The sequence below is a fragment of the Limnohabitans sp. TEGF003 genome (assembly GCF_055395455.1).
The window spans coordinates 1,332,314-1,358,890 of record NZ_AP029225.1 but is presented as its reverse complement, the minus strand read 5'-3'; the positions used below and the strand labels follow the sequence as shown (position 1 = coordinate 1,358,890).

Here is a 26,577-nt window from a genome sequence, read left to right as displayed (position 1 = left end):
CCTGCTCCTGTGGGCTATTGGGATCGAAGTGACAGGATGCCTGAAAACGCTTCAGGCATCCTGTTCAGGCCCTCACAGCCCTGCAGTGGCCTTGGCTTTTTCGCAGGCCATCAGGATGCGCTCAGGCGTAGCCGGTGCATCCATGTGCACCACCACCTTGTGGTTGGCGCTGGCAGCCACCGCATCGCGCAAGGCGAAGAAGGCCGACAGGCCCAGCATCAACGGCGGCTCGCCCGTGGCCTTGCTGTTGAACGGTGTGGGTTTGATGTTGGCGTTGTCGAACAAGGACACCTTGAAGTGCTCAGGAATGTCGCCCGCCACTGGAATCTTGTAAGTGCTGGGGCCGTGCGTGAGCAGCTTGCCTTTCTTGTCCCAGATGCACTCTTCCATGGTGAGCCAGCCCATGCCTTGCACATACGCGCCTTCGATCTGGCCTTTGTCCAGGGCCGGGTTGATGCTGCGGCCCACGTCGTGCACGATGTCCACGGCCTTGAGCCACCACTCGCCCGTGCGGGTGTCGATCTCCACTTCGCTCACGGCAGCGCCGTAGCAGTAGTAATAGAAAGCACGGCCGTTCAGGGTGGTGAAGTCGTATTTGATTTCAGGCGTCATGTAAAAGCCGGTGACGCTCAGGCCCACGCGGTCCAGCCACGCTTGCTTGGTCACGTCCGACCAGTTGACCGACTTGCCGCCACCGTGCAGCTGGTTGTTCGCGAAGCTGACTTCATCGGCTGCGCAGCCCAGCATGCGGGCGGCCACAGGCTTCAAACGCTCACGCATTTGCGCAGTGGCGTTCATGATGGCCGCGCCGTTGATGTCGGCACCGCTCGACGCCGAGGTGGCCGAGGCGTTGGGCACTTTTTGCGAGTCGGTGGCGGTGATGCGCACATGGTCCACGCTGATGCCCAAACCATCGGCGCACACTTGCGCCATTTTGGTGTTCAGGCCCTGGCCCATTTCGGTGCCGCCGTGGTTGCAGCTGACCGAGCCGTCCATGTACACCACCAGCAATGCGCCGCCTTGGTTCAAGTGCGTGGCGGTGAAGCTGATGCCGAACTTGAGTGGCACCAAGGCCAAACCGCGCTTGCGGGTTTTGCTCTTGGCGTTGAAGGCCTGCACTGCGGCGCGGCGCTCTGCGTAGTTGGATTCACGCTCGACCTGGTCGATCACCTTATCACCCACCCAGTCTTCGATGAGCTGGTTGTATTGGGTGGTCATGGTGTCGGGCGTGCCGCTGATGGCGGGGTCTTTGTAGAGGTTGAGCTTGCGCACTTCCAGGGGGTCTTTGCCCAAGGTCATCGCAATTTCGTCCATCACCGTCTCGATGCCGAACATGCCTTGTGGGCCGCCAAAGCCCCGGAACGCGGTGGCGCTTTGGGTGTTGGTCTTGCAGCGGTGGCTGACGAGCTTCAGCGCGGGCAGGTGGTAGGTGTTGTCGATGTGCAGGCAAGCGCGGTCATTGACGGGGCCGGAATAGTCGGTGCTGTAACCGCAGCGCGACATGAGCGTGATGTCGGCCCCCAGCACGCGGCCGTTGTCGTCAAAGCCCACTTCGTAGTCGATGCGGAAATCGTGGCGCTTGCCGGTGATGGTCATGTCGTCGTCGCGGTTGACGCGCAGCTTGACGGGCTTGCCCAGCTTGTGCGCGGCCAAGGCGGCGCTCTGGCTGAAGATGCTGGCGTTGCCCTCTTTGCCACCAAAGCCGCCACCCATGCGGCGGCAAATCACCTCCACATCGTTGGTGTGCAGGTTCAGGGCGTGCGCGGCTTCGCGCTGGTTGCCGTCGGGGTGCTGGGTCGACACGTACAGCGTCAGCTGCCCGTCTTCCTTGGGCACCGCGTAGGTGATCTGGCCTTCCAGATAAAACTGTTCTTGCTGGCCGGTGCGCGTTGTGCCCTTGATTTTGTGCGGCGCCTTGGCAATGGCGGCCGCGGCGTCACCGCGTGTGATGCCCTTGGGCGGCATGATGAAGCTGCCCGCTTCCATCGCCTCTTCGATGGTCAGGATGGGCGTGAGTTCTTTCACCAGCACCTTGGCTTTTTTGGCGGCCTCGCGGGCGTAGAGCATTTCACGCGCCACCACCACAGCCACGGCCTGGCCGACGAACTCGACCTTGCCAGCGGCGAGGAAAGGATCGTCGTGCACGATGGGGCCGCAGTTGTTTTCGCCGGGAATGTCTTTGGCGGTGTAGACCGCCACCACGCCGTGCTCCTGGAGGATCGCTGCGCGGTCAATGCCGTCGCCAATCAACTCGCCATGGGCCACGGGCGACAAGATGAGCGCGGCATACAAAGTGCCCGCGTGCTCAGGGATGTCGTCGATGTAAGTGGCCGAGCCCGTGACGTGCAGGTGCGCAGACTCGTGAACGACGTCCGTGCCCTGCTGAACGCCCGATGCGGGCAACAGGTTCTTGATGGGGGTAGGAGCGTTCATTCAAGCCACCTCTTTCTGTTCTTCGATGAATTCGAGCACCAGGTTGCGGGCGACCAGGGCGCGGTAGGCCCAAGTGGCGCGCAGGCCGTCGCGGGCGGTGAAGCTGGCGGCGATCGCGGCGTCCAGATCGGCCGCTTTCACGTCACCAGGCGCACGGCCTTCCAGCACGGCTTCGAGCTTGGGCGCACGGCAAGGCGATGGGGCCAGGCCGTTGTAGGCCAGCTTCACGCCGCTCAACTTGCCGCCTTGCAGCATGTAGCTGATGGCCGCGCAGGTGGCCGAAATGTCTTGCTCAAAACGCTTGCTGACCTTGTGGGCGCGGAACACCTGGCCAGCCACGGGCTTGGATAACTCGATGGCTTCGATGAACTCACCGGGCTCCATCACGTTTTTCTTCATGCCGGTGTAGAAGTTCTCCAGCAGCACCTGGCGGGTTTTGTCGCCCCGGCGCAGCACCAAGCTGGCACCCAACGCCATCAGGCAAGGCATGGTGTCGCCAATCGGCGAGCCGTTGGCGATGTTGCCCGCCAGCGTGGCAGTCGACCGGATGGGCGGCGAGCCAAAGCGGCGCAGCACTTCGGTGAAGTCGGGGTAAGCCTGGGCCACCAGCGTTTCCACCTGAGACAGCGACACGGCCGCGCCAATGCGCCAGGCGCTGGCGGTTTCGGTCACTTGGCGCAGCTCTTTGACATTGCCCAAGTACATGATGTGTTCGGGTCGGCTGAACTGCTTGTTGACTTGCAGACCGATTTCGGTGCTGCCCGCCAGCAGCGTGGTGCTGGGGTTCTTGACCAAATAGTCGGCCACTTCGGCGAGGGTGGCGGGTGAGACAAATTCATTGCCTTTGCGGGTGCGCACCACCGGCTGAACGATGATGTCGCCGTCCAGGCTGAGGGTGGGCACGCTGGCGCGTTGGATTTCCTTGAGCAGCGGCACATCGGCGCTGTCGTCAATCTTGAGCGCCTCGGGCTTGGCGCAGGCCTTGGTGGCCGAATCGATGATCGGCTTGTAGCCGGTGCAACGGCACAGGTTGCCGCTCAGCGAATTGGTGATCTGCTGGCGGTTGGGCGTGGGCAGCACCTGCACCAAGTTAACCAGGCTCATCACGATGCCAGGCGTGCAAAAGCCGCACTGCGAGCCATGGCACTTGATCATTTCTTCCTGCACCGGGTGCAGGGTGCCGTCGGCTTTTTTCAGGCTCTCGACGGTTTTGACCGATTTGCCGTCCAGCGAGGGCAACAGCTGGATGCAGGCGTTGGTGGCCACATAGTCCACGCCCGTGCCTGCGGCGTTGAGCTCACCCACCATCACCACACAAGCGCCGCAATCGCCTTCGGCGCAGCCCTCCTTGGTTCCGGTTCGGTGCAGTTGCTCGCGCAAATAGTCCAGAACAGTGGTGGTGCGGCGCTCGCCTTGGGCTTCGACGATGCGGCCGTCGAGCACAAAGCGCACGGTGTTGGTGACTTGGGTCATGGTGCGGGGGGTGGGGGTAAATAAACGGTAAGGCCCCGATTTTAAGGAACCGGGGCCTTCGCTGGGCGGCTTTTCGACGGATTAATCGGGATCTGACCCCAATTGGCTCAGCTTACATTAATTCGAAAGGCGTCAAAACGCCGGCCAGATGGCTGGGTAGTCTTTTATCAATCACTAACCAGAGCAGCGGGCCACTTTGTACAGCGGACCGCCGCAGCATGAGCATCAGTTGGCGTGCATGGGCAATTGGCTGACACGGCTCCCAATTCGATGGAATTGCGCAAGCTACTGCTGAGAAATCAGCGGAAAATCTTGCGGTCTGCGAATGGAGCTCACAGACAAATCAACATCCAGCTGCGGCCAATACAAGTGGTCCGGTGTTGGCCATTCCACGGTCGTCAACTGCTCAACGGTGGCCTGCTTGAACCAGGGAAATTGATCAAAAGGCAGCAGCAATTCTTCATCGCCCAACAGCAGCCAAAAGCCATGTTTGGACACATTGGTGACTTCAGCCGCCGAAGTGGTAGATCCATGCATCTTGAATTTCCTTCAGGTGTGACTCAACCACCGACTGGGCTTCCTTGAGCTGTTTTGTTGACAATCCGGTGGACGTTGAAAGGGTAACTACAGGGGTCAGCCAAAATTTTGCTTCCCCGTCCGGGTGCGCAACATGCACATGAATACGAGGCTCTTCTCTGGAAAAGAAGAACAAACGAAATGCGCCATCGCGAACAACAGTCGGTGCCATCAGAGAACTCTAACGGAACTTACCGAATAAAAGTTGAATTCCAGTCAAACATGACCACAGATCAAACATGGCGTAACTGGTGAAGAAGCAGGCGGAGGGCTTAATTGGGGTCTGACCTGCCCCTCACGAACCTCAAGACCCGCGATAAGTCGAGTAGCTCCACGGGCTGGCCAGCAGCGGCACATGGTAGTGCTGGTCTTCGTGGGCCACGCCAAAGTCGAGGCTGACTTTGTTCAGGAAGTTGGGCTCGGGCAGTTCTACGCCCTTGGCCTTGAAGTAGTCACTCACATTAAAGACCAGGCGGTAAGTGCCTTTGCGCAGGCTGGCATGGTCGTAGAGCATGCCGTCGGGGTTGCGGCCGTCGTGGTTGAGGGTGAAGCTTTTGACCAAGGTGGCCTGATCGCCTTGTGTGGTGTACAGGGACACCTGCATGCCCGCAGCGGGGCAGCCGTGCATGGTGTCCAGAACGTGTGTGCTCAATCCCATGGTGTGCTCGCTTGTCTTGAATGGTGTTCAAAAAGGGGGTTGAGGCAAGGCTTTGAAAAACCCCTCCCAATCCGGTCGACCGAAGTGTATACAATTTTGATTTTGGTGGCTATCATTTGCCACCAAGACATAAAAACACCTGGGCAAACACCCCAAAGGGACCACGAGACATGGAAACCTCCACCACGCACCACATCGTCGAATCGCTGACCCGCGCCATCGTGGAGCATCGGCTGTTGCCCGGCTCCAAATTGGCCGAACAAAAGCTGGCCGACCACTTTGGTGTGTCGCGCACACTGGTGCGCCAGGCGCTGTTTCAGCTGTCGCAAAACCGCCTGATCCGCCTGGAGCCTGCACGCGGCGCTTTTGTGGCCGCCCCCTCGGTCGAAGAAGCGCAACAGGTCTTTGCCGTGCGCCGCATGCTCGAAGCCGAAATGACCCGCGCTTTTGTGCAGCAGGTCACGCCTGACCAAATCGCAGCGCTCAAAGAGCACATCAAGCAAGAGCGCGAAGCCGTGACGCAGGGCGACATCACAGGCCGCACCGAATTGCTGGGCGACTTTCATGTGCGCATGGCCGAACTCATGAACAACGATGTGCTGGCGCAGGTGCTGGGCGACCTGATCTCGCGCTGCGCCCTGATCACGCTGATGTACCAGTCGCGCAACGAGGCCGAGCACTCCACCGACGAGCATGTGGCCATCGTGGCCGCGCTCGAAGCACAAGACTCGGACCTGGCTGTGCGCCTGATGCACGAACACCTGCTGCATGTCGAAGCCAGCCTGACCTTTGACCGCAAAGTGCCCACCCACGACATTTCTCTGGCCCTGGCCTGAAGCTTGAACACGACCATGAGCACCTACGACTCCACCCTCCCCTACCCCCGCGACTTGAAGGGCTACGGCCGTCATGCGCCGCACGCAAAGTGGCCCGGTGGCGCCCGCGTGGCGGTGCAGTTTGTCTTGAACTACGAAGAAGGCGGCGAAAACTCGGTGCTGCACGGCGATGCGGGCTCCGAGCAATTCCTCTCCGAGATGTTCAACCCGGCATCCTTCCCCGAGCGTCACATCAGCATGGAGGGCATCTACGAATACGGCTCGCGTGCGGGCGTGTGGCGCATCCTGCGTGAGTTTGAAAAACGCAAGCTGCCACTCACCGTGTTCGGCGTGGCCACGGCGCTGCAAAAGCACGATGACGTGACCGCCGCATTCAAGGAACTGGGTTACGACATCGCCTGCCACGGCCTCAAGTGGATCCATTACCAAAACATCGACGAAGCCACCGAGCGCGCCCACATGGCCGAAGCGATGGACATTTTGCAAAAGCTCACGGGCGAGCGGCCCCTGGGCTGGTACACCGGGCGCGACAGTCCCAACACACGCCGTCTGGTGGCGGACTTTGGCGGCTTTGAGTACGACAGCGACTACTACGGCGACGACCTGCCCTTCTGGATGAAGGTGCGCAAATCTGACGGTACCGATGCGCCGCAACTCATCGTGCCCTACACCCTGGACTGCAACGACATGCGCTTTGCACTGCCCCAGGGCTATTCGCATGCCGACCCGTTCTTTCAGTACATGAAGGACACCTTTGACGCGCTGTATGCCGAAGGTGACCCGAATGGCGACAACGCGCCCAAGATGATGAGCATCGGCATGCACTGCCGCCTGCTCGGTCGCCCGGGCCGCATCACCGCGCTACAACGCTTTTTGGACCACATCCAGTCGCACGACAAGGTGTGGGTGGCACGGCGCATCGACATTGCGCGGCACTGGAAGGCGACGCACCCGTATGCCGGGTAAACACATCCCCTGTAGGAGCTTGCCTGCAAGCGATGGCTTGTGGACCAACAAGGGCTGAATCGCCAGCAGGCTGGCTCCTACAAAAAACAATTCATCACCGAAGACAAGCACGGAAAGACCCCATGCCCTTGACACTTGAACAACTCAACAGCGCCAGCCGCGAAGACGCGGCGCAGATGCTCGACGGCCTGTACGAGCACTCGCCCTGGATCGCCGAGCAGGCGCTGGCGCAGCGCCCCTTCACCTCGCTGGCGCACCTCAAACACGCCATGTGCGAAGTGCTGGCGCACGCCGGGCGCGACGCGCAACTGGGCCTGATCCGCGCCCACCCCGAGCTGGCGGGCAAGGCCATGGTCAGCAAAACGCTCACCGCAGAGTCCACCAACGAACAAACCAAGGCGGGCCTGACCGACTGCACACCCGAAGAGTTCGCCAAGATCCAGAAGCTCAACGCCGACTACAACGCCAAGTTCGGCTGGCCCTTCATCCTGGCGGTGCGCGGCCCGCGTGGCCTGGGCTTGAACAAGCAGCAGATCATCGACGCGTTTGAGCGCCGCCTGCACGGCCACCCCGACTTTGAGTTGGCAGAGTGCCTGCGCAACATCCACCGCATCGTCGAGATCCGGCTGAACGACAAGTTTGGCGTGGAGCCCACACTCGGCCACCAGGTCTGGGACTGGCAAGAACAACTCGCGCAGCACTCCGACCCCGGCTTTGCAGAAGCGGGCCAGCTCACGGTGACTTACCTCACCGACGCGCACCGCGCCTGCGCCCAGCGCATCACACAAAACATGCGCGACTGCGGTTTTGACGAGGTCTACACCGACGCCGTGGGCAACGTGGTGGGCCGCTACCACCCGGCCACAGCAGGTGGCCAATACCTGCTCACGGGCTCGCACTACGACACCGTGCGCAACGGCGGCAAGTACGACGGGCGCTTGGGCATCTTTGTGCCCATGGCCTGCGTGCAGCAGCTGCACCAACACGGTAAGCGCCTGCCCTTCGGCATCGAGGTCGTGGCCTTTGCCGAAGAAGAAGGCCAGCGCTACAAAGCCACCTTCTTGGGCTCTGGCGCACTCATTGGCCAGTTCAACCCCGCCTGGTTGGACCAACAGGACGCTGACGGCATCACCATGCGCGCCGCCATGAAGCTCGCGGGCTTGAACATCGACGACATCCCCAACATCCAGCGCGATCCGGCGCAGTATTTGGGCTTTATCGAAGTGCACATCGAGCAAGGCCCGGTACTCAACGAAGTGAACATCCCGCTGGGCGTGGTCACTTCCATCAACGGCAGCGTACGCTACCTGTGCGAAGTCATGGGCACGGCCAGCCACGCAGGCACCACCCCCATGGACCGCCGACGCGACGCGGCCTGCGCCGTGGCCGAACTGGCGCTGTACATGGAGCAACGCGCCGCGAAAGACGGCGACAGCGTAGCCACGATTGGCCAACTGCAAGTGCCCAATGGCTCGATCAACGTGGTGCCCGGGCGCTGCCTGTTCAGCCTGGACATGCGTGCGCCCACCGATGCACAGCGCGACGCGCTGGTAAATGATGTGATGGCGCAACTCGACCAAATTGCCGAGCGCCGGGGTGTTCGCGTCAAAGCCGAAATGACCATGAGCGCCGCCGCCGCGCCCAGCGCCCCCGAGTGGCAAGCGCGTTGGGAACGCGCTGTGAGCGCCCTGGGCGTGCCGCTGTTCAAGTTGCCCAGCGGCGCAGGGCACGACGCGATGAAGCTGCACGAGGTCATGCCGCAGGCCATGCTGTTTGTGCGCGGCGAAAACGGGGGCATCAGCCACAACCCGCTCGAATCCACCACCAGCGACGACATGCAGCTGTGCGTCGACGCCTTCACCCATGTTTTGAACCAACTCTCTCAGGAATTGTCATGAGCGCACCCCACGTCAACCACGAACAACAATACCAACAACTCGACGCCTGGATCGACGCGCACTTTGACGAGCAGGTCAAGTTCCTGCAGGCGCTGGTGCAGGTGCCCACCGACACGCCACCGGGCAACAACGCCCCCCACGCCGAGCGCACCGCCGAACTGCTGGCGCCCATGGGCTTTGAGGCCGAAAAACACCCCGTGCCTGCCTCCGAAGTCAAAGCCTACGGCCTGGAGTCCATCACCAACCTGATCGTGCGCCGCAAATACGGCGAAGGCAAAACCATTGCCCTGAACGCCCACGGCGACGTGGTGCCCCCCGGCGAAGGCTGGACCCACCCGCCCTACGGCGGCGAAATCCACAACGGCGCGATGTACGGCCGTGCCACCGCCGTGAGCAAGTGCGACTTTTCCACCTTCACCTTTGCCACGCGGGCGCTCGAATCACTCAAGGCCCCGCTCAAAGGCGGTGTGGAACTGCACTTCACCTATGACGAAGAATTTGGCGGCGAAATGGGTCCCGGCTGGCTGCTGGCCAAGGGCCTCACAAAGCCCGATTTGATGATCGCCGCAGGCTTCAGCTACCAGGTCGTCACCGCGCACAACGGCTGCTTGCAAATGGAAGTGACGGTGCACGGCGAGATGGCCCACGCCGCCATCCCCGACAGCGGCACCGACGCGCTGCAAGGCGCAGTGCACATCCTGAACGCCCTGCACGCGCTCAACACGCAATACCTGAAGGTCACGTCCAAGGTGGAAGGCATCAGCCACCCCTATTTGAATGTGGGCCTGATCGAAGGCGGCACCAACACCAACGTGGTGCCCGGCAAAGTCAGCTTCAAGCTCGACCGCCGCATGATCCCCGAAGAGAACCCGGCAGAAGTCGAAGCCAGCATCCGCCAGACCATTGCCGACGCCGCTGCCAGCTTCAAGCCCCCACGCGGCGGCAACACGCTGCAAGTGGACGTGCGCCGCATGCTGCTGGCCAACGCCATGAAGCCCCTGCCCGGCAACCAACCGCTTGTGAGCGCCATCCAGAAACACGGCGAACAGGTCTTCGGCGAAGCCATCCCCGCACTGGGCACGCCGCTCTACACCGACGTGCGCCTGTATGTGGAGCGCGGCATCCCCGGCGTGATCTACGGCGCAGGCCCCCGCACCGTGCGCGAGTCCAACGCCAAACGTGCCGACGAGCATGTGCAGCTGGAAGACCTGCGCCGTGCGACCAAGGTGATTGCACGGACGCTGCTGGATTTGCTGGCTTGAACGGGCCACAACCACTTCTGTGGTTGTGACCGCACCTGAGGAAAAAGCCGGAAATGTCAGAAGTCTCGGACCATAAAAGCGGCCTTTCTTTCAACCAGAACGGCCCCTCCAAAGGCGCATTCCTGAGGGCTTCTCGACTCAACTTTGAGTTGCGCAGGAAAGCATCAAGAAATGGTCAGCCATTTTTATACTCCCTCAACATCAATCCCATGCTCAGCCAGCCAGTCCTTGCGTTGCAAATAATCCGGCATGGCTCGCTCGACTCTCTGCCAAAAGGCAGGTGTGTGGTGTGGTTCATGCAAATGCGCGATCTCATGAACCACCACATATTCGGCAATTCGCGCTGGCAGCAAAATCGTTTTCCAATGGAAATACAGCCAGTCACCCTTGCCACATGAACCCCAGCGGTAACCGAGGTCCTGAACTTTCACGCCAGCAGGTTCCACCTCCATCCGTGACTGGTAGTCGGCTACGCGGCCGGACAGCCAGATCCGCGCCCTTTCGCTGTACCAGCGGATAAAGTGCTCTCGCGCACCAGCTTGCGCATCGTGGTTCAGCGTGAAGCGGCCATTCATCAGCTTAAGCGGTGTTTCTTGGGCTTCAACCAATTTCAGTCGATGGGTTCGCCCCAAAAACAAGAAGCCCTCGCCAGCAACAAACTCTTTTCGCGGCACTTGGCGTTGAAGGCGATCCTTCTGTGCCAGCTTGGTGTAGACCCAAAACCGCTTTTCAGTCACAAACTCACGCAGCTTGTCGATGCCCACTTGAGGTGGCGCGCTCAGGATCAGCTCTCCCGTTCTCTCGACGGTGATTTCCATCGTTCGGCGCTTGGCGCTGCGACGTATCTCAAATTGAAGATCATCCAACTCGATGGATGTCTCCGGTGAGATAGGCGTGCAATCTGCGGGCTGGTGGGAGGTGTTCATGGTTGACAACAGAGCATCACACCTGCACCAGCTTGTCGTGATTGGCGCGTCCTTGCTCCATCAACTTGTCCGCCAGCACACCCGCCTTGTCGGTATCCACCAAGGGTGGCCGCAAGCGCATCAGGTGTTCAAACAGTTGTGTGTTCAGGTCTTCCTGAGCAGCGCGTTTGTGTGGACTCCAAATATCGCGGTTGCTATTCAGTTCTTGCGCCAACAAGTCCACCAGCTCCACGGTCACATCCTTCAGCCGCAACAACTCGGTTGGGCTTGGCGACCGCCCATCACACACCACATCCAACACGGTGCGCAAAAACGGCGCGCAATGCTCTGGCAAGTCGCTCGGCGCATCGGCGCTGCCAGCCTGGCCTGTGCGCAGTTCGTCGATGATCTTTTGCAGCTGCGCGATCACCTCGTTCCACTTTTCACCCAGCGTTTTAAGAATGTCGTTCAAGTGCTCCGACAGCTTGCGGTACAGCACGGGGTCTTCATCGGTGTGCTTGCGGATGTGTGAACGGATGGCGTGCTCCATCTCTGAAGCCTTGGCGCGGTCGTTCGCGGTTCGGGCCACATGCGTGTCGAAATGGGCATCGGTCAGCTGAATCGGCGGAATCTTGGGGTCGATGCCCAGTGAGATCACATGATCGTCGATCAGCTTGCGCACCTTGGCGCCCACATCTTTGCCCAGTACCGGGGTGTCCTTGTAGCGGTTGCGGGCGCGGGCGTAGAGGTAAGCCAGCTTCTTGGCGTCCTTGGTGTAAGGCAGCCCCTCAGGCCGTGGAAGCACCGTGTCCAGCGAACCCAAAAATGCTTTGAGCTTGACGGCAAACTCGGCACGCAGCTTCTCGCTGCCCAAGGCTTCAACACAGGCCTCGGTGTCTTCCAGCGATTCGATGCCCCGCTGACGGAACAAGTCCACCACGCGCAGATGCCGGTCGCGCAGCACAGGCACTTCATCCTTCAAACTGGCCAGCGCACCTTCCACATCCTCGTCGGCGTAAGCTGCCAGCGCCTCTTTCAAGTGCTGCGCCACACCAAAGTAGTCCACCACGATGCCGCAGCGTTTGCCAAAACCTGTGCGGTTGACGCGGGCAATCGCTTGCAGCAACTCCGCCTCGCGAATCGGGCGGTCCAGGTACATCACACCCTCAATCGGTGCATCAAAACCCGTCAGCAGCATCGACTTCACGACCAAGAAAGCCAATGGGTCGGTCTTCTCTGGTTTGGCATGGAAGAGCGGCTTTTTGAAGCGTTTGATCAGCTGCTCCTGCGCTGCGCCATCGGTCCACGTTTTCCAGGCGGGGTCATCGTTGTTGCTGCCCGAAATGATGGGGGCGAACTCAATGCGCGCCAGGGTGTCGCGGTAGCGCCAGGCCTGTACCACCGCCTGCACACCCACCGGGCGCTGACACAGCGCCTCGTCATCCAGCGCCTTGTCTTGGGGTGAAAGCGCCTGAGCCTCGGCCAGCAACTCACCGCGAGCCGCGCGCAAGGCCTCGAAATAACGGATCGCTGCCAAGCGGCTGTAGGCCACCACCTGCGCCTTGTAGCCGTTGGGCAGGATGTTGGTCACGTAGTGGCGAAGAATGTCGCGGGCCTTGTCGGCGATCAGCGCCGGGGCATCAAAGATGTGGCCTTTGGTGGCGTACTTCTTCTTGATCGCCTCCAGCTCTTCCTGCGAATGCTGACGGAACAGGTCTTCAAACAGTTCATCCAGGCTCGCACCGTCCTTGATGGCGCCGTTGGCCGTGCGGCCTTCATAGAGCACGGGCACCGTCGCGCCGTCGGCTTCGGCCTCTTTGATGGTGTAACGGTCAATGAACTCGCCAAAGATTTCATGGGTGCGCTTCTTGTCGCCCATGATGATGGGCGTGCCGGTAAAGCCCATGCGCGCGCAATTGGGCAAGCCCGCCAACAAGTTGGCATGCAGGTCGCCTGCCTGGGTGCGGTGCGCCTCGTCCACCAGCACCAGGATGCTGTCGTCCTCGTTCAGCACTTCGAACTTTTCGCTGACCTTGTAGGTGGCCTTGGGCTCTTCCACTTTTGGCAAATCATCCGCCGTCAGTGGCGCATCCCCCGCACTGTCGGGGTCGCGGTATTTTTGGATCGTAGCAAACACCAGTCCCGGCCCTTTGCGCCGTGCCAGCGCCTTCACACCCGCTGCGCTTTCGGCCACATCCACCACTTCGCCTGTCAGCGTGGCGGTCACGGACAACTGGCCCTGCAAGTCTTTGCGGTCGGTGACCACAATGATTTTGAAATGACGCAACTGCGCATCTGCGCGCATCTTGCGCACCAAGAACACCATGGTCAGGCTCTTGCCCGAGCCCTGTGTGTGCCAAATGATGCCGCCGCGCTGATCGTGCTCACCGTGTTGCCGACGGGTCTGGCCGGTCTTCAGCCGCGCAATGGCCCGGTTCACCGCCCGGTACTGCTGGTAGCGGCAAACCGTCTTGATGGTCTGACCGCCGGTCTGCATGAACAACATGAAGTTCTGCACCACATCCAACAAATGCGCGGGTGCCAGCATCCCGGCAATCAAACGCTCTTGCTCCGACAAGGCCGCCTTGCCCATCGCTTGCGCCACCGCCATCTCGCTGCCTGCACCATCTGGGCCGATCACCGTCTTCCACTGGGCGTAATGCTCAAAGGCCGCACCCACGCAGCCCACGCGTGCCTCGTCAAAACTGCTGGCCACCAACAGCTGGTTGGTGGCAAACAGGGGCTCGTTGCCCTCGTTGTCATCCACCTCCATCGCGGCTTTGCGCTGGTTGCTGTAGCGGCGCAGTTGGTCCACCGCCTCGGCCAATGGCTCGGGCACCGACGGGCTCTTGCACTCCACCACCACCAGCGGAATGCCGTTCACCAACAGCACCAAGTCGGGCACGATGAACTGCTTGCCACTGTTAAAACCAGGCGGGCAATCCACGCGGTACTGGTTGATCACCGTGAAGCGGTTGTTGGCGGGGGTGTCCCAGTCGATGTAGCGGATGGTTTGGCCGCGCCCACCGTCCCAGCCGGGCAGGCCCTCCACCGTCAAGCCACGGATCAACAAAGCAGTGGCCTTTTCGTTGGCCTCCATCAGCTTGTGCGTGCCCAGCCGGGTGATGGCAGTCACGGCTTCATCCAGCCGCGCCTCGTCTAGCCAGGGCAATCCGTCTGGCCCCAGGTTCAGCGCGCGCAATTGTTCGCGCAGCAGCCCCCCTTGAATCACCTCGGCAAAGCCGGTGCGGCCAGTCACGGCTGGGTCGTCAAGGCTGCCTTCGATGTGCGCCCAACCCAGCGCCTGCAACTGGGCAACGAAAGGCTTTTCGACGTCTTCGAGTTCCCAGCCCATCAAGCGCTCCCGTCCTGCTGATTCGTTTCATCAGGCAAATTGATCAGTTCTTGCTCAAGTTCTTCAATGGTGGGCAGCTTGCTCGCCAAATTATCTGGAAGCTGGCGCAGCAACTCATACTCAGCCACGCCGATGGGCTTCTCAATCCCAGACAAGGCGTATTCCGCAATCATTCGATTCTGTGTTTTGCACAGCAAAAGGCCAATGGTGGGGTTATCGTCAGGCCCCTTGATCTGGCGATCGACCGCTGTCAAGTAAAAATTCAACTGACCCGCATGCTCCGGCTTGAAGGCCACCGCTTTGAGTTCCACCACGACATAGCACTTGAGACGCGTGTGATAGAACAGCAGATCAATAAAAAACTCATCGCCCGCCACTTCCAGGCGGTGCTGTCGGCCCACAAACGCAAAGCCAGTGCCCAGCTCCAGCAAGAAGTGCGTGATGTGCCGGATCAGGCCGCTCTCGATCTCGCGCTCATGGGCTTCGTCACCCAAGCCCAGAAAATCGAACAAGTAGGGGTCTTTTAAGGTGTCTTGGGCCAAATCGGAGTGCGGTGATGGCAGCCGTTCGCCAAAATTCGTGACGGCTTGGCCCTGGCGGGCCAACAAGCGGTTCTTGATCTGCACTTCCAGCGTCGTGCGCGACCACCCCCGCTGTATGGCTTGTGCGGCATACCACTCGCGCTCTTCTGGGGTTTGCAACTGGGTCAGCAAGGTCACGATGTGGAACCAAGGCAATTGGGCAGCAGGCTGCTGCCCAAATCGCTGGGACGGACAGTGCTCGGCAAAGTAGCGCATGTACTTCAGGTTGCGCGATGAAAACCCTTTCATTTGGGGAAAAGCTTCGCGCAGATCTCGGGAGAGCCGGTCAACCACTTTCGCTCCCCAACCCTCGCGGCTTTGCCGGTCAAGAATATCGCGCCCAATGTGCCAGTACAGCAGCACCAGTTCCCGGTTGACGGCCAGCGCGGCGCGCTGCTGGGCGCTGTGGATACGGGTTTTCAGCTCGGCCAGCCAGTCGGTGTAGCCCTCGGGCGCGGGCATGAGCGAGGTGGGGCGGTCGGTCATGGGGTGGCCTCCAGCAAAGGTTTGACGCGGACGCGGCCAGTGAGGAGGTCGTCCATCAGGCCAGCTTTGAGAATTCTTAACTTCTCTATCTCATCCTCCTCAGTCATCTGATTGATATCAGCATCGCTCAAAATCTGAGCAATCCAGGACTGCTCCTCCGGAGATGGCCAACCTATTGAGAATTCAGCCATTTCGTTGCGATTTATTTTTGGGAATCCGCTCCGCATGGAAACAGACTCAGCAAACCGTGAGTACTGATCGCCAAGAATCACTGCGATTAGATACCGCGAATCGATCCCTGCCTTTGGTCGTAACGGATACATATCGGCACTACACAAGCCACTATTGCTGGCCAATACCGCCTTCCTCAAATAGGGACGAATCTTGCTGTAGATCACATCACCAGATTGAAAGACGTACTTGCCGGAAATGGCTTGCTGCTCAGATGCTGTCGCCGTTGAAATCAAACGGCCGGTCCCCGACTCAATGTGATCGGGAGCAATCAGAACCCAGTCGCGGTAGGGGGCCCGCCTTGGATCGACTTGTCCCTCCGGAAAGTCGATTTTCGACACCAGTGGAGCGAAGTCCCACTCATTCGGAATCCACCCCAGCGGCGACTGTTTGTAGAGATGTGGTGCCTCAGACTGCGGCGGGCGAAGTTCGCCGTTGGCGTCGATGCCGCGTGTCAGCAGGTCGTGAAGCAGGCCCTGCTTGACGGCCTTGAGCTTGGCGATGATCGCCTCGGTTTCGTGGATGGCGGTGTCGAGGGTGTCGAGGACTTGCGAGATCTTGCGCTGCTCACTTGGGTCGGGAAGCGGCACCTCATGTGCACGAACGGTTGCGCCGTTTATGTTGGCCTGCGTTGTTTGCCCCGAATACTTTAACCATCCCGGTCGGGTGTACTCGAGATGGTGATACAAATATCCAGAATCGCAGGCCAAGGGTGGAATCAAAGCGCATAGTGCTTGATTTGCCGCCATCTCGATTCCAGCGATCTTGGTCAATCCAATCGTTCCGTACATCGAAATGAGCACGGTTCCAGCTGGATACTTTTTTGCCGCACTCTCTTTCAAGGCTACTTCAGATATTCCAAGTTCACATTCTTCGATAAATCTAGATTTAGCACGCGTTAAGTCCTCTGTCTTGGCAAACGGTAGTCCACCGTACTCAAGGTAAAAACGCGGATTACCTGAGGTCGGTGTGCCTCCGCTTGTAATCAGTGATGCTATTTTTTCGAGTGATCGAACAGACCAATCCGAAGGCCATCTCTGTTGGGCTTCAGACATACCGCAACCCCTTCAAAAATCCCTGCAGCGCCTTGGTTGCCTCATCCCGCTTGCCCTCGATCTCGGTCAGCGTCACGCGGTACTTGTCCCACCAATTCTCAAACGCGGCCACGATCTGCTTGCGCTGCGCAGCCATGTAACGCTCCACGATGGTTTGCATGTCCTTGTGCAAGATGGTCAGCAGCAATTCGGCAGCGGCTTCGGGCGTGAGGCCTTCCACTGCGGTGCCAATGTGTTGCTTGAAGCTGTCGTGCTTGGCTTTGAGTTGCTTCTTGACGGCAGCGAGGTCTTTTTTCCAAGCTTTAAGCTGAGTATCGTCCACGGCGTTCTCTTCGTCCGCCTCGTCTTCTGCAGCCTCAGCGACCTCACCTTCTTCAGCCTCGGCCTCTTTCGGGCTGGCCGCTTTGATCTTGCTGTCCAGCTCCGCTTTCTTGGCTTCCAACTCGGTGATGGCCTCAACGAAGTCGCTCATCAAGAACTTCACCAGCTTGTGCTCCAGCGGGCTTTCTTTGCTGGCTTTGTCTTCCAGCGCGGTGACGATGCTGGTGCGCCAGGCATCGGCCACGCCCTTGGCCCCGCGTGCCTGCAGGGTGAGGAATTCGTATTTGGTTTGGTACCAAAACCCGGCCACGATGCCGCGCACCTGAAAGGGGTCGAGCAGGCCAATGGCTTCGAGGCTTTGGCTAAAGCTGGCCAACAGGTCGCTGCGCAGGGCCACCAGGCTGGCGGCGCTGTCTTGTCCATCTTGCATCTGGCCAGAAAGTGCGGAAATGCGCGCACTGTGGTCGCGCCACCATTTCTCAAACGCATCGCGAATGGCGGCTTCCTTGGCCAGCAGTCCGGCATTGTTTTCAATGGCAGGTTTGAGGGCCTGCCGCTTGTCGAGGGCGGGTGCAAAGTCCCAATACTTGGCATCCCTTTCCACCAGCAGGTCCATCGGGTTCAGGCCGTGGGCGCTGAACAAACTGGCTTTATCGGCCACCTCAGCTTTGGGGATGCCACCCACCAGATGGGCACGCACATCGTGCGGCTCGGGCGGTGGCGCGTTGTCGGCATAGCGGCGGATGTTGAGGTTGTAGGCGTTGTCTTTGAGCGTGGCGTTGTCGACGATGGCCGAGAAGCCATCGATGGCACGAAACTCGTCGAAGGTGGTGACGATTTTCTCGATGTGCTCGGGCAGCAGGTGGTTTTGCGCGCGGCCTTCAAAGAACTCGCGGTCTGCGTTGATGAAGAGTACTTTGCCTTGGCGTTCGGCAGGCTTGCCGCTGACACGGTTTGCACCGTTTTGCACCCGCTGGCGCAGCACCAAAATGCAGGCCGGGATGCCCGTCCCATAAAACAAATTGGGTGCCACGCCGATGACGGCTTCGAGCAGATCGTCTTCAATGATGCCAGCGCGGATGGTTTTTTCTTCACCACCCCGAAACAGCACACCATGGGGCAACACGGTGGCCACCATGCCACCGTCGCGGGTGACGGCCAGCATGTGCTGCAGGAACATCAGGTCGGCTTTTTTGGCACCCAGCGGCACCTGGCCATAAGGGAAGCGCTCGGCTTCAAATTTAGGTTTCCAGGCGGCATTGCCGTCGGCATCCTTCTCGGTATTGCCCCATTGGATCGAGAACGGCGGATTGGTGAGGATGCGGTCAAAGTGCATCAGCTCGCCACCTTCAACGTGCTGTGGCTCGGCCAGGGTGTCTTCGTTTTGCAGGTTGGCGGTGCTGATGCCGTGCAGCAGCATGTTCATCTTGGCAATCGACCACACCGTGCCGTTGAACTCTTGGCCAAACAGGTTGGCCTTGCGCCCGTCTTCACCGTGTTCGTCGATGTATTCCTTGGCGGCGATCAGCATGCCGCCAGACCCACAACAAGGGTCGTAAATGTCGTGTTTGAGCTCAGGCTTGATGAGCCGCACCATCATGCGCACCACCGAGCGCGGGGTGTAGAACTCGCCGCCTTTTTTGCCCGCCGAGTCGGCAAACTCGCCAATCAGGTATTCGTAGGCGGCACCGAGCAGGTCAGGGAACTCAAAGTCCTCATTGCGCAGGCGGTGCAGGCTGAAATGGGTGATGAGCTGCTGCAGCTTGATGTCGGGGATCTTGCTCTGGCCGATCTTGCGGGTGAAGTCGATGTGCTCCAGCACGTCGTACAGGCTGACGTTGTCACTTTCAATGCCTGCCAGTGCCTTGCTCAGCAGATTGCCGACGTTGGCCTGACGGGAGTTGTCGACCAGGTAGCTGTAGCGCGACTCTTTGGGCACCCAGAAGTAGCCGTCTTTTTTGTACCAACGCTTGTTCTCGGCCGAGGCCTCCGCTTCGGCGGTGGTCTTGCCTGCATCGATTTCGAGCTGGATCACTTCAGCGCGGCGCTGCTCGAACACATCAGAGCAGCGCTTGAGGAACAGCATGCCAAAGATGTATTCCTTGAACTCCGAGGCATCCATCTTGCCGCGCAGGATGTCGGCGGCTTTGAAGAGGTGGCGTTCCAGCTGAGGCAGGGTAATGGGCATACGTGATTTGAGGGTGTGGAAGGCCAACAGATTGACTGATTTAGTACCTGAGTGTAATGAGGATTTCCTTAGAATCGAGGGCTGTTGCTCTCTGTAGCAAGAAGGCATTTTCGATCGCAAGGAGCACATCGTGGCTACCGTCAACCCCATACAAAACTTGTTTGCTCGGCTTAACGAGGTGGGGATTTCCACGCCTGTTGCCCGCAAATCTCTGCCCAGCTGGTGGGACGATGAGATTGCCTTGATTCCGTCTGGTTTGCAGCAAGCCCAGATGTACATGGCACGGGCGTTCAACATCAGCCTGGCCAGCTTGGCTGACCCCAACGCGGCAGTGATATTTTTGATAAATACCCAGCAGAAGCCTCGAACGACATGACTACACAAACCCTCACCACTCAGCGCCAGCGCGTGCAGGCCTGCACCACCGAGCAAGACGTGGCCGACTACCAGCGCGATGGCGCGGTGTGCATCCGCAATTTGTTCACGCCCGAAGAAGTGGCCCTGCTGCGGGACGGCATTGAGGCCAACCTGGCCCAGCCCAGCCCACGCGGCATGGTGGCCAGTCGGCCGGACGACCCGGGGCGCTTTTTTGAAGACTTTTGCAACTGGCAGGACATCCCCCAGTTCAAACGCTTCATCTTCGACACGCCCCTGGCATCACTGGCCCAGCGCCTGATGCAAAGCCAGACGGTGCGCCTGTACCACGACCACCTGCTGGTCAAGGAGCCCGGAACGCGCCAGCGCACGCCCTGGCACCAAGATCAGCCGTATTACAACGTGGACGGCCTGCAAAACATCAGTTTCTGGATTCCGGTGGACCCGGTGCCCCGCGCTTCCACGCTGGAGTTCATCGCGGGCTCACACCGTGGCCCCTGGCTCATGCCGCGCACCTTCATGACCAACCAGGCCAAGTGGTTCCCCGAAGGCTCGCTGGCCGAGTTGCCCGACATCGACAACCACCGCGAAGACTTCCCGATCCTCGGCTGGGCGCTGCAGCCGGGCGATCTGGTGTGTTTTCACATGCTCAGCCTGCATGCCTCAGCAGGGGTGGACGGCACCCAGCGCAGGCGCGTGTACTCGGTGCGCTTTTTGGGCGACGACATGACCCACGCCCCACGGCCTTGGGTGACCTCGCCGCCCTTCCCTGGGCTGGACCAGGAACTGCCCGCCGGGGTGCCGATGGACCATGCGTTGTTTCCGTTGATGGCGGTTTGAGGCTTGTCTTTGTGAAATGGCCCGTTGAGGAACACAGCTTCAAAGGTCATCACGGGAGAGAAAATTAAGATCAGCCGTCTGATCTTAATTTCAAGTATGATCCAGTTAAGCTCAATCAATTGATCTTAATTAAATATGCTTGAAATTGCCAAAGAAGACATCGTTGCCCGCTTGGTGTTTGACAACCCTTGGTGGGAAACGAATTCCAAAAGAAAAATCCCTTTTGAGGATCAGCCGCGCCGTGGCTACTTTGCATCTTTTCAAGACATCCTGACCGACACCAGCTTGCGCCGCGCTGTGGTACTCATGGGGCCTCGACGGGTGGGAAAAACCGTCATGGTTTACCAAAGCATCAAGACATTGCTGGATGCGGGTGTCAACGCCCAAAACATTTTTTACGTTTCACTCGAAACCCCCATTTACACCGGACTGCCACTGGAAAAACTGCTGAGTCATTTCCAGGAAAAATTTGACCATGGCCGTGACGCTGAACTGTATGTGTACTTTGACGAAGTGCAGTACCTGCCAAGCTGGGAAATTCACCTCAAATCGCTGGTGGACTCATACCCCAGCTACCGTTTCATCGCTACCGGTTCGGCTGCTGCGGCCCTGCGGCTCAAGAGCCAGGAATCCGGTGCTGGCCGCTTCACTGACTACGTCCTTCCCCCCCTCACTTTTGCCGAATACCTGCACTTCATTGGGCAGGACACAAAGCTTATAGAAAAAATTGAGGAAGACGAACTCACACAAGGAAGAATCAACTTCAAAGCCAAAAACATCGATGAACTCAATGCTGAGTTTGTCAATTACCTGAATTACGGCGGCTACCCTGAAGCGGTGTTTTCACCGACTGTGCGAACAGACCCGAGTCAATACATCAAGAGCGACATCATTGACAAAGTCCTGCTGCGCGACCTGCCCAGCCTCTACGGCATCAGCGACATTCAGGAATTGAACCGACTCTTCACCACCCTGGCCTACAACAGCGGCAACGAAGTCAGTCTCAATGACCTGTCCAAAACATCGGGCGTGGCCAAAAACACGATCAACCGCTACATGGAGTACCTCGAAGCCGCTTTTCTGATTCGACGGGTCGAGCGCATCGATCAGAACGCCAAGCGCTTCAAACGTGCATCGGCCTTCAAGGTCTATCTGAACAACCCGTCCATGCGGGCTGCCTTGTTTGGCTCCATCACTGCCGAATCACCTGCCATGGGGGCGCTGACGGAAACCGCCATTTACAGCCAGTGGCAACACAACCAACAAGCCGAGCTGTTTTATGCCCGCTGGAACAGCGGCGAAGTGGACATCGTCCACATGGCAGGTAGCGACCTGAAACCCAATTGGGCGGTGGAAGTCAAATGGAGCGACCGCCCTTATCAATCGCGTGGCGAACTGGACAACTGTGTGGAGTTTGCGCAAAAGCACCCCAACATCAGCAGCCCTATGCTGGTGACCAGTAGAACGGTCTCGGATCCCTTGGTGTCCTACAAAGGCATGAACTTCGAGTTCTGCCCGTCCAGCGTTTATGCGTACACGGTCGGGGTCAATCTGGTTCACAGATTGAATTCGCGGTCCGTTGTCGTTTGACCCTGAATGCACAGCTGCACCACGCCCCACGGCCTTGGGTGACCTCGCCGCCCTTCCCCGGGCTGGACCAGGAACTGCCCGCCGGGGTGCCGATGGACCATGCGCTGTTTCCTTTGATGGCGGTTTGAGGCCCCCTGGCTGAAATCTTTTCGGCGACTTTCCCCGAAAAGAGGATCGGGGGCACGGGACGGGACCTGAACAAAGACAGGGTTTTCACGCATCACACCGCCTCTTATTTTGTATACAGTTTAGAACACAAAGAAGCACACATCTAGTTTCTTTGCGGATTTCCCCTCTGTTTACTTTCCAGGAGACCTCTCCATGAGTTCAACCATCCACCCCGTGGACGAGAAATTGCCCAATGGCAAGCTCGCCGCATTGGGCCTGCAACATGTGCTGGTGATGTATGCCGGCGCGGTGGCGGTGCCCCTGATCGTGGGCCGCGCCCTCAAGCTGAGCCCCGAGCAAGTGGCGATGCTGATCTCGGCCGACCTGTTTTGCTGCGGCCTGGTTACCCTGATTCAGTCGCTGGGTGCCACGCAGTGGTTTGGCATCAAGCTGCCCGTGATGATGGGCGTGACCTTTGCTTCTGTGGCCCCCATGGTTGCCATGGCCAACAACAACCCGGGCGTTCAAGGCGCCGGGCTGATCTTCGGCGCCATCATTGGCGCGGGGGTGATCTCCATTTTGATTGCGCCGATTGTGAGCCGCATGCTGCGGTTCTTCCCGCCTGTCGTCACCGGCACCATCATTGCGGTCATCGGCATCAGCTTGATGCGCGTGGGCATCAACTGGATTTTTGGCAACCCCTTCGGCCCGACAGCCCCAAGCATCCCCAACCCGGAACACCTGGCCTGGCTGGAAGCCGCCAAACAAGCGGCCAGCACGGGCGCGGTGCCCCCGGTGCCAGCGGGCATGAACATCGTGGGCTCGGTGCCCAACCCCAAGTACGCGCAGCTCTCGCACATCGGCATCGCCGCCATTGTGTTGGTGTCCATCTTGCTGATTGCCAAGTACGCCCGTGGCTTTTTGGCCAATATTTCGGTGCTGCTGGGCATCGTGGTCGGCGGCGTGGTGGCCACGGCTGCTGGCCTCATGAGCTTCGACAAAGTGGGCAAAGCAGGCTGGTTTGACCTGGTGCTGCCCTTTGAAATTGCGACGCCCATTTTTGACCCCATCCTGATCCTGACCATGACCCTGGTGATGATCGTGGTGATGATCGAGTCGACCGGCATGTTCCTCGCCTTGGGCGATCTGACCGGCAAAAAAGTCGATCAGAAAATGCTGACGGCTGGTCTGCGCACCGACGGTCTGGGCACGCTGATCGGCGGCATTTTCAACACCTTCCCCTACACCAGCTTCTCGCAAAACGTGGGTCTGGTGGGCGTGACGGGCGTGAAGAGCCGCTTTGTCTGCGTCGCAGGCGGCGTGATCCTGATCGTGCTGGGGCTGTTGCCCAAGATGGCGGCCTTGGTCGAGTCGCTGCCCACCTTTGTGCTCGGCGGTGCGGGCCTGGTGATGTTCGGCATGGTGGCGGCCACCGGCATCCGGATTCTGTCCACCGTGGACTACAAGGGCAACCGCAACAACCTGTTCATCGTGGCGATTTCGATCGGCTTTGGCATGATCCCGCTGATCGCGCCACGCTACCTGCAGTGGATGCCGCACAGCATCCACCCGCTGATCGAGTCGGGCATCTTGCTGGCCTCCATCAGCGCTGTGTTGTTGAACCTGTACTTCAACGGCTCCAAGGGCGACAGCAGCGAGGCCATCGAAGCGGCCAAACACGCCGACTCGCATTGAAGACGATCGCCTGAAGACATGGATACCCGGTCATGCCGGGTATGACGCGCAATTGTCACCCCCGACTTGATCGGGGGTCCATGCCTTCGGTGCAGATGGATACCCGGTCATGCCGGGCATGACAGACATTTGTCTCGCAAAAGCCAAGCCCGGTGCTTGGCTTTTTGCTTTTTATGCAGGTAATCCACAGCCTGAAACCGCGCTCAAATAGGTTACGCTTTCACGACAACCCTCTTTTCATTTGATCTACCGAGACAAGAACAATGAGCCAAAAACAACTCTCCCCCGCCGAAGAAGCCTTGCGCGACGCTGCGCGCGACTACCACCGCTTTCCCACACGCGGCAAGGTCTCGGTCAACCCGACCAAACCCCTGTCCAACCAGCGCGACCTGTCGCTGGCCTATTCGCCTGGCGTGGCTTATCCCTGCCTGGACATCGAAGCCGACCCGTCCAAGGCGGCCGAGTTCACCTCTCGCGGCAACCTGGTGGCGGTGATCACCAACGGCACCGCTGTGCTGGGCCTGGGCGACATCGGCCCGCTGGCGGCCAAGCCCGTGATGGAGGGCAAGGGTTGCCTGTTCAAGAAGTTCGCGGGCATTGACGTGTTCGACATCGAGCTGGCCGAGCGCGACCCGGACAAGCTGGTGGAGATCATCGCCGCCATGGAGCCCACACTGGGCGGCATCAACCTCGAAGACATCAAGGCGCCCGAGTGCTTCTACATCGAGAAGAAGCTGCGCGAGCGCATGAACATCCCGGTCTTCCACGACGACCAGCACGGCACGGCCATCATCGCCTCGGCCGCCATGCTCAACGGCCTGGAGCTGGTGGGCAAGGACATCGGCAGCATCAAGCTGGCCGTCTCGGGCGCGGGCGCAGCCGCCATCGCGTGTCTGGACGTGATGGTGGGCCTGGGCGTGAAGACCGAGAACATTTACGTGTGCGACTCCAAAGGGGTGATCTACGAAGGCCGCCCTGGTGGTTACGACGAGTCCAAAGCCCGCTACGCGCAAAAGACCGAGGCCCGCAGCCTGGCCGATGCGGTCAACGGGGCCGACGTGTTCCTGGGCTGCTCGGCCCCCGGCGTGATGACGGTGGACATGCTCAAGACCATGGCCCGTGACCCGGTGATCCTGGCCCTGGCCAACCCCGAACCCGAAATCCGCCCCGAGCTGGCCAAGGCCGCCCGCCCGGACTGCATCATCGCCACCGGCCGCTCGGACTACCCCAACCAGGTCAACAACGTGCTGTGCTTCCCCTACATCTTCCGGGGGGCCCTGGACTGCGGCGCGACCAAGATCACCGAGGCCATGAAGCTCGCCTGCGTGCGCCAGATCGCCGACCTGGCCAAGGCCGACATCAGCGAAGAAGTGGCCAGCGCCTACGCAGGCAAAGAGCTGTCTTTTGGCCGCGACTACCTGATCCCCACGCCCTTTGACTCGCGCCTGATCCTGCGCATCGCCCCCGCCGTGGCCCAGGCCGCCTTTGACTCGGGTGTGGCCACGCGCCCGATCACCGACATGGACGCCTACCGCCAGCAACTGCAAAGCTTTGTAACGCAAACCGGCATCCTGATGCGCCCCATCTTCAACGCCGCCAAGGCCGTGCCCCAAGGCGCCAAGCGCGTGGCCTATGCCGACGGTGAAGACGAACGCGCCCTGCGCGCCGCCCAGATGGCCATCGACGACAAGCTGGCCCACCCGATCCTGATCGGCCGCCCCGGTGTGATCGCCGCCCGCATCGAAAAAGCCGGTCTGCGCATGCGCCTGGGCGTGGACGTGGACAACGTGAACCCCGAAGACGATCCACGTTTCCGCCAGTACTGGGAGCACTACCACCAGCTGATGAAGCGCAACGGCGCCACACCTGCCGTGGCCAAGGCAGCGGTGCGCCGCTCCAACACCATCATCGGCTCGCTGATGGTCTCGCTGGGCGATGCCGACGCCATGATTTGCGGCCTGGCCGGCACCTACATGACGCATCTGGAGCGCATCGACTCCATTCTGGGCAAGCGGGCGGGCGTGGGCAACTACGCCGCCGTGAACGCGCTCATGACCAACCAGGGTCCGCTGTTCGTCACCGACACCTATGTCAATGAAGACCCCAGCGCCGAGCAACTGGCCGAGATCGCGGCCATGGCGGTCAAGGAGATTCAGCGCTTTGGCATCGTGCCCAAGGTGGCTTTCCTCTCGCATTCGAGCTACGGCTCGTCCAAGCGGGCCTCCGCCCGCAAGATGCGCCTGGCGCGTGACCTGTTCGTGGCGCAGCACCCCGACATCGAGTGCGACGGCGAGCTGCACGGCGATGCGGCTTTGCAGCCCGAGATCCGCAGCGCCTACCTGGAAGACAGCAGCCTCACCGGCTCGGCCAACCTGCTGGTCTGCCCCAACCTGGACGCGGCCAACATCCTCTACAACGTGATGAAGACCACCACCAGCGGCGGCGTCACGGTGGGCCCGATCCTGATGGGCACGGCTGCCACGGCGCACATCCTGACGCCTGCGGCCACTGTGCGGCGCGTGCTCAACATGACCGCCTTGGCGGTGGCGCAAGCGCACCGCTGACGCCTCTGCCCAAGCCTTTCAAAAGCACAGCTTGCCGCGCCGCTGGGCCACCCCACTGGGGTGGCTTTGTGCGCAAATGGCTTCAGCCCCAACAAAAGGCCTCATTTTGGTGCATTCAGCCGGTCGGACTGGCACCCAAAGTGGGGATTTCTAGGGGATGGACCTGACACGGCCCGTCAGC

Annotated in this window: 19 protein-coding genes; 9 read left to right on the top strand and 10 right to left on the bottom strand. The window is 60.0% G+C overall.

Annotated elements, in window-relative coordinates:
• Window positions 1–72: 72 nt before the first annotated feature.
• The 5 genes from xdhB to uraH form a co-directional block, all read right to left on the bottom strand.
• A complete protein-coding gene (gene xdhB / locus ACZ5RT_RS06705; protein ID WP_464453957.1) occupies window positions 73–2,433 on the bottom strand; it encodes a xanthine dehydrogenase molybdopterin binding subunit in 2,361 nt (786 codons plus the stop codon).
• Complete coding sequence (gene xdhA, locus ACZ5RT_RS06700; protein ID WP_464453956.1) at window positions 2,434–3,906, bottom strand: xanthine dehydrogenase small subunit; 1,473 nt, start codon at window positions 3,904–3,906, stop codon at window positions 2,434–2,436. It abuts the gene before it with no gap.
• A 285-nt stretch (window positions 3,907–4,191) separates the two neighbouring features.
• Window positions 4,192–4,443, bottom strand: coding sequence for a DUF2442 domain-containing protein (locus ACZ5RT_RS06695; protein WP_464453955.1), 252 nt, complete (start codon window positions 4,441–4,443; stop codon window positions 4,192–4,194).
• A complete protein-coding gene (locus tag ACZ5RT_RS06690) occupies window positions 4,415–4,654 on the bottom strand; it encodes a DUF4160 domain-containing protein (RefSeq protein WP_464453954.1) in 240 nt (79 codons plus the stop codon). Before ACZ5RT_RS06690 ends, ACZ5RT_RS06695 begins: the two co-directional genes overlap by 29 nt.
• Before the next feature lie 132 nt (window positions 4,655–4,786).
• Window positions 4,787–5,140, bottom strand: coding sequence for a hydroxyisourate hydrolase (uraH, locus tag ACZ5RT_RS06685; protein ID WP_108428332.1), 354 nt, complete (start codon window positions 5,138–5,140; stop codon window positions 4,787–4,789).
• Window positions 5,141–5,310: 170 nt separating this feature from the next.
• Between uraH and ACZ5RT_RS06680 the strand changes: the two genes are divergently transcribed.
• The 4 genes from ACZ5RT_RS06680 (at window position 5,311) to ACZ5RT_RS06665 (ending at window position 10,102) form a co-directional block, all read left to right on the top strand.
• The gene (locus ACZ5RT_RS06680) at window positions 5,311–5,976 is read left to right on the top strand and encodes a GntR family transcriptional regulator (protein WP_108428333.1); all 666 of its coding nucleotides are present in this window, start codon (window positions 5,311–5,313) and stop codon (window positions 5,974–5,976) included.
• A gap of 15 nt (window positions 5,977–5,991) precedes the next feature.
• Entirely contained in the window at window positions 5,992–6,942 is a 951-nt protein-coding gene (gene puuE / locus ACZ5RT_RS06675; RefSeq protein WP_464453953.1) for an allantoinase PuuE, read from the top strand.
• Between the two features lie 122 nt (window positions 6,943–7,064).
• Window positions 7,065–8,840 (top strand): 2-oxo-4-hydroxy-4-carboxy-5-ureidoimidazoline decarboxylase, encoded by a 1,776-nt coding sequence (uraD, locus tag ACZ5RT_RS06670; protein WP_464453952.1) that lies wholly within the window; start codon window positions 7,065–7,067, stop codon window positions 8,838–8,840.
• Entirely contained in the window at window positions 8,837–10,102 is a 1,266-nt protein-coding gene (locus tag ACZ5RT_RS06665) for a M20 family metallopeptidase (RefSeq protein ID WP_464453951.1), read from the top strand. Before uraD ends, ACZ5RT_RS06665 begins: the two co-directional genes overlap by 4 nt.
• Window positions 10,103–10,287: 185 nt before the next feature.
• Here ACZ5RT_RS06665 and ACZ5RT_RS06660 read toward each other — a convergent pair whose 3' ends face one another.
• The 5 genes from ACZ5RT_RS06660 to ACZ5RT_RS06640 are packed head-to-tail and all read right to left on the bottom strand — an operon-like array spanning window position 10,288 to window position 19,224.
• Entirely contained in the window at window positions 10,288–11,028 is a 741-nt protein-coding gene (locus ACZ5RT_RS06660; protein WP_464453950.1) for a M48 family metallopeptidase, read from the bottom strand.
• A gap of 16 nt (window positions 11,029–11,044) precedes the next feature.
• On the bottom strand, window positions 11,045–14,362 hold the full coding sequence (locus ACZ5RT_RS06655; RefSeq protein ID WP_464453949.1) for a type I restriction endonuclease subunit R: 3,318 nt from the start codon (window positions 14,360–14,362) through the stop codon (window positions 11,045–11,047).
• The gene (locus ACZ5RT_RS06650; RefSeq protein ID WP_464453948.1) at window positions 14,362–15,429 is read right to left on the bottom strand and encodes a PDDEXK nuclease domain-containing protein; all 1,068 of its coding nucleotides are present in this window, start codon (window positions 15,427–15,429) and stop codon (window positions 14,362–14,364) included. Before ACZ5RT_RS06650 ends, ACZ5RT_RS06655 begins: the two co-directional genes overlap by 1 nt.
• Window positions 15,426–16,715, bottom strand: coding sequence for a restriction endonuclease subunit S (locus ACZ5RT_RS06645; RefSeq protein WP_464453947.1), 1,290 nt, complete (start codon window positions 16,713–16,715; stop codon window positions 15,426–15,428). The genes ACZ5RT_RS06650 and ACZ5RT_RS06645 overlap by 4 nt, the downstream gene beginning before the upstream one ends.
• Window positions 16,708–19,224, bottom strand: coding sequence for a type I restriction-modification system subunit M (locus ACZ5RT_RS06640; RefSeq protein ID WP_464453946.1), 2,517 nt, complete (start codon window positions 19,222–19,224; stop codon window positions 16,708–16,710). Before ACZ5RT_RS06640 ends, ACZ5RT_RS06645 begins: the two co-directional genes overlap by 8 nt.
• 130 nt (window positions 19,225–19,354) lie before the next feature.
• Here ACZ5RT_RS06640 and ACZ5RT_RS06635 point away from each other — a divergent pair, with 130 nt between their 5' ends.
• The 5 genes from ACZ5RT_RS06635 (at window position 19,355) to ACZ5RT_RS06615 (ending at window position 26,396) form a co-directional block, all read left to right on the top strand.
• Window positions 19,355–19,600: a hypothetical protein gene (locus tag ACZ5RT_RS06635; protein ID WP_464453945.1), complete on the top strand. Its 246-nt coding sequence runs from the start codon at window positions 19,355–19,357 to the stop codon at window positions 19,598–19,600.
• Window positions 19,597–20,439 (top strand): phytanoyl-CoA dioxygenase family protein, encoded by an 843-nt coding sequence (locus ACZ5RT_RS06630; RefSeq protein WP_464453944.1) that lies wholly within the window; start codon window positions 19,597–19,599, stop codon window positions 20,437–20,439. Before ACZ5RT_RS06635 ends, ACZ5RT_RS06630 begins: the two co-directional genes overlap by 4 nt.
• A gap of 135 nt (window positions 20,440–20,574) precedes the next feature.
• Entirely contained in the window at window positions 20,575–22,029 is a 1,455-nt protein-coding gene (locus tag ACZ5RT_RS06625; RefSeq protein ID WP_464453943.1) for an ATP-binding protein, read from the top strand.
• Between the two features lie 321 nt (window positions 22,030–22,350).
• Entirely contained in the window at window positions 22,351–23,832 is a 1,482-nt protein-coding gene (locus ACZ5RT_RS06620) for a nucleobase:cation symporter-2 family protein (protein WP_422171027.1), read from the top strand.
• Window positions 23,833–24,095: 263 nt separating this feature from the next.
• The gene (locus ACZ5RT_RS06615) at window positions 24,096–26,396 is read left to right on the top strand and encodes an NADP-dependent malic enzyme (RefSeq protein ID WP_464453942.1); all 2,301 of its coding nucleotides are present in this window, start codon (window positions 24,096–24,098) and stop codon (window positions 26,394–26,396) included.
• Window positions 26,397–26,577: the final 181 nt, after the last annotated feature.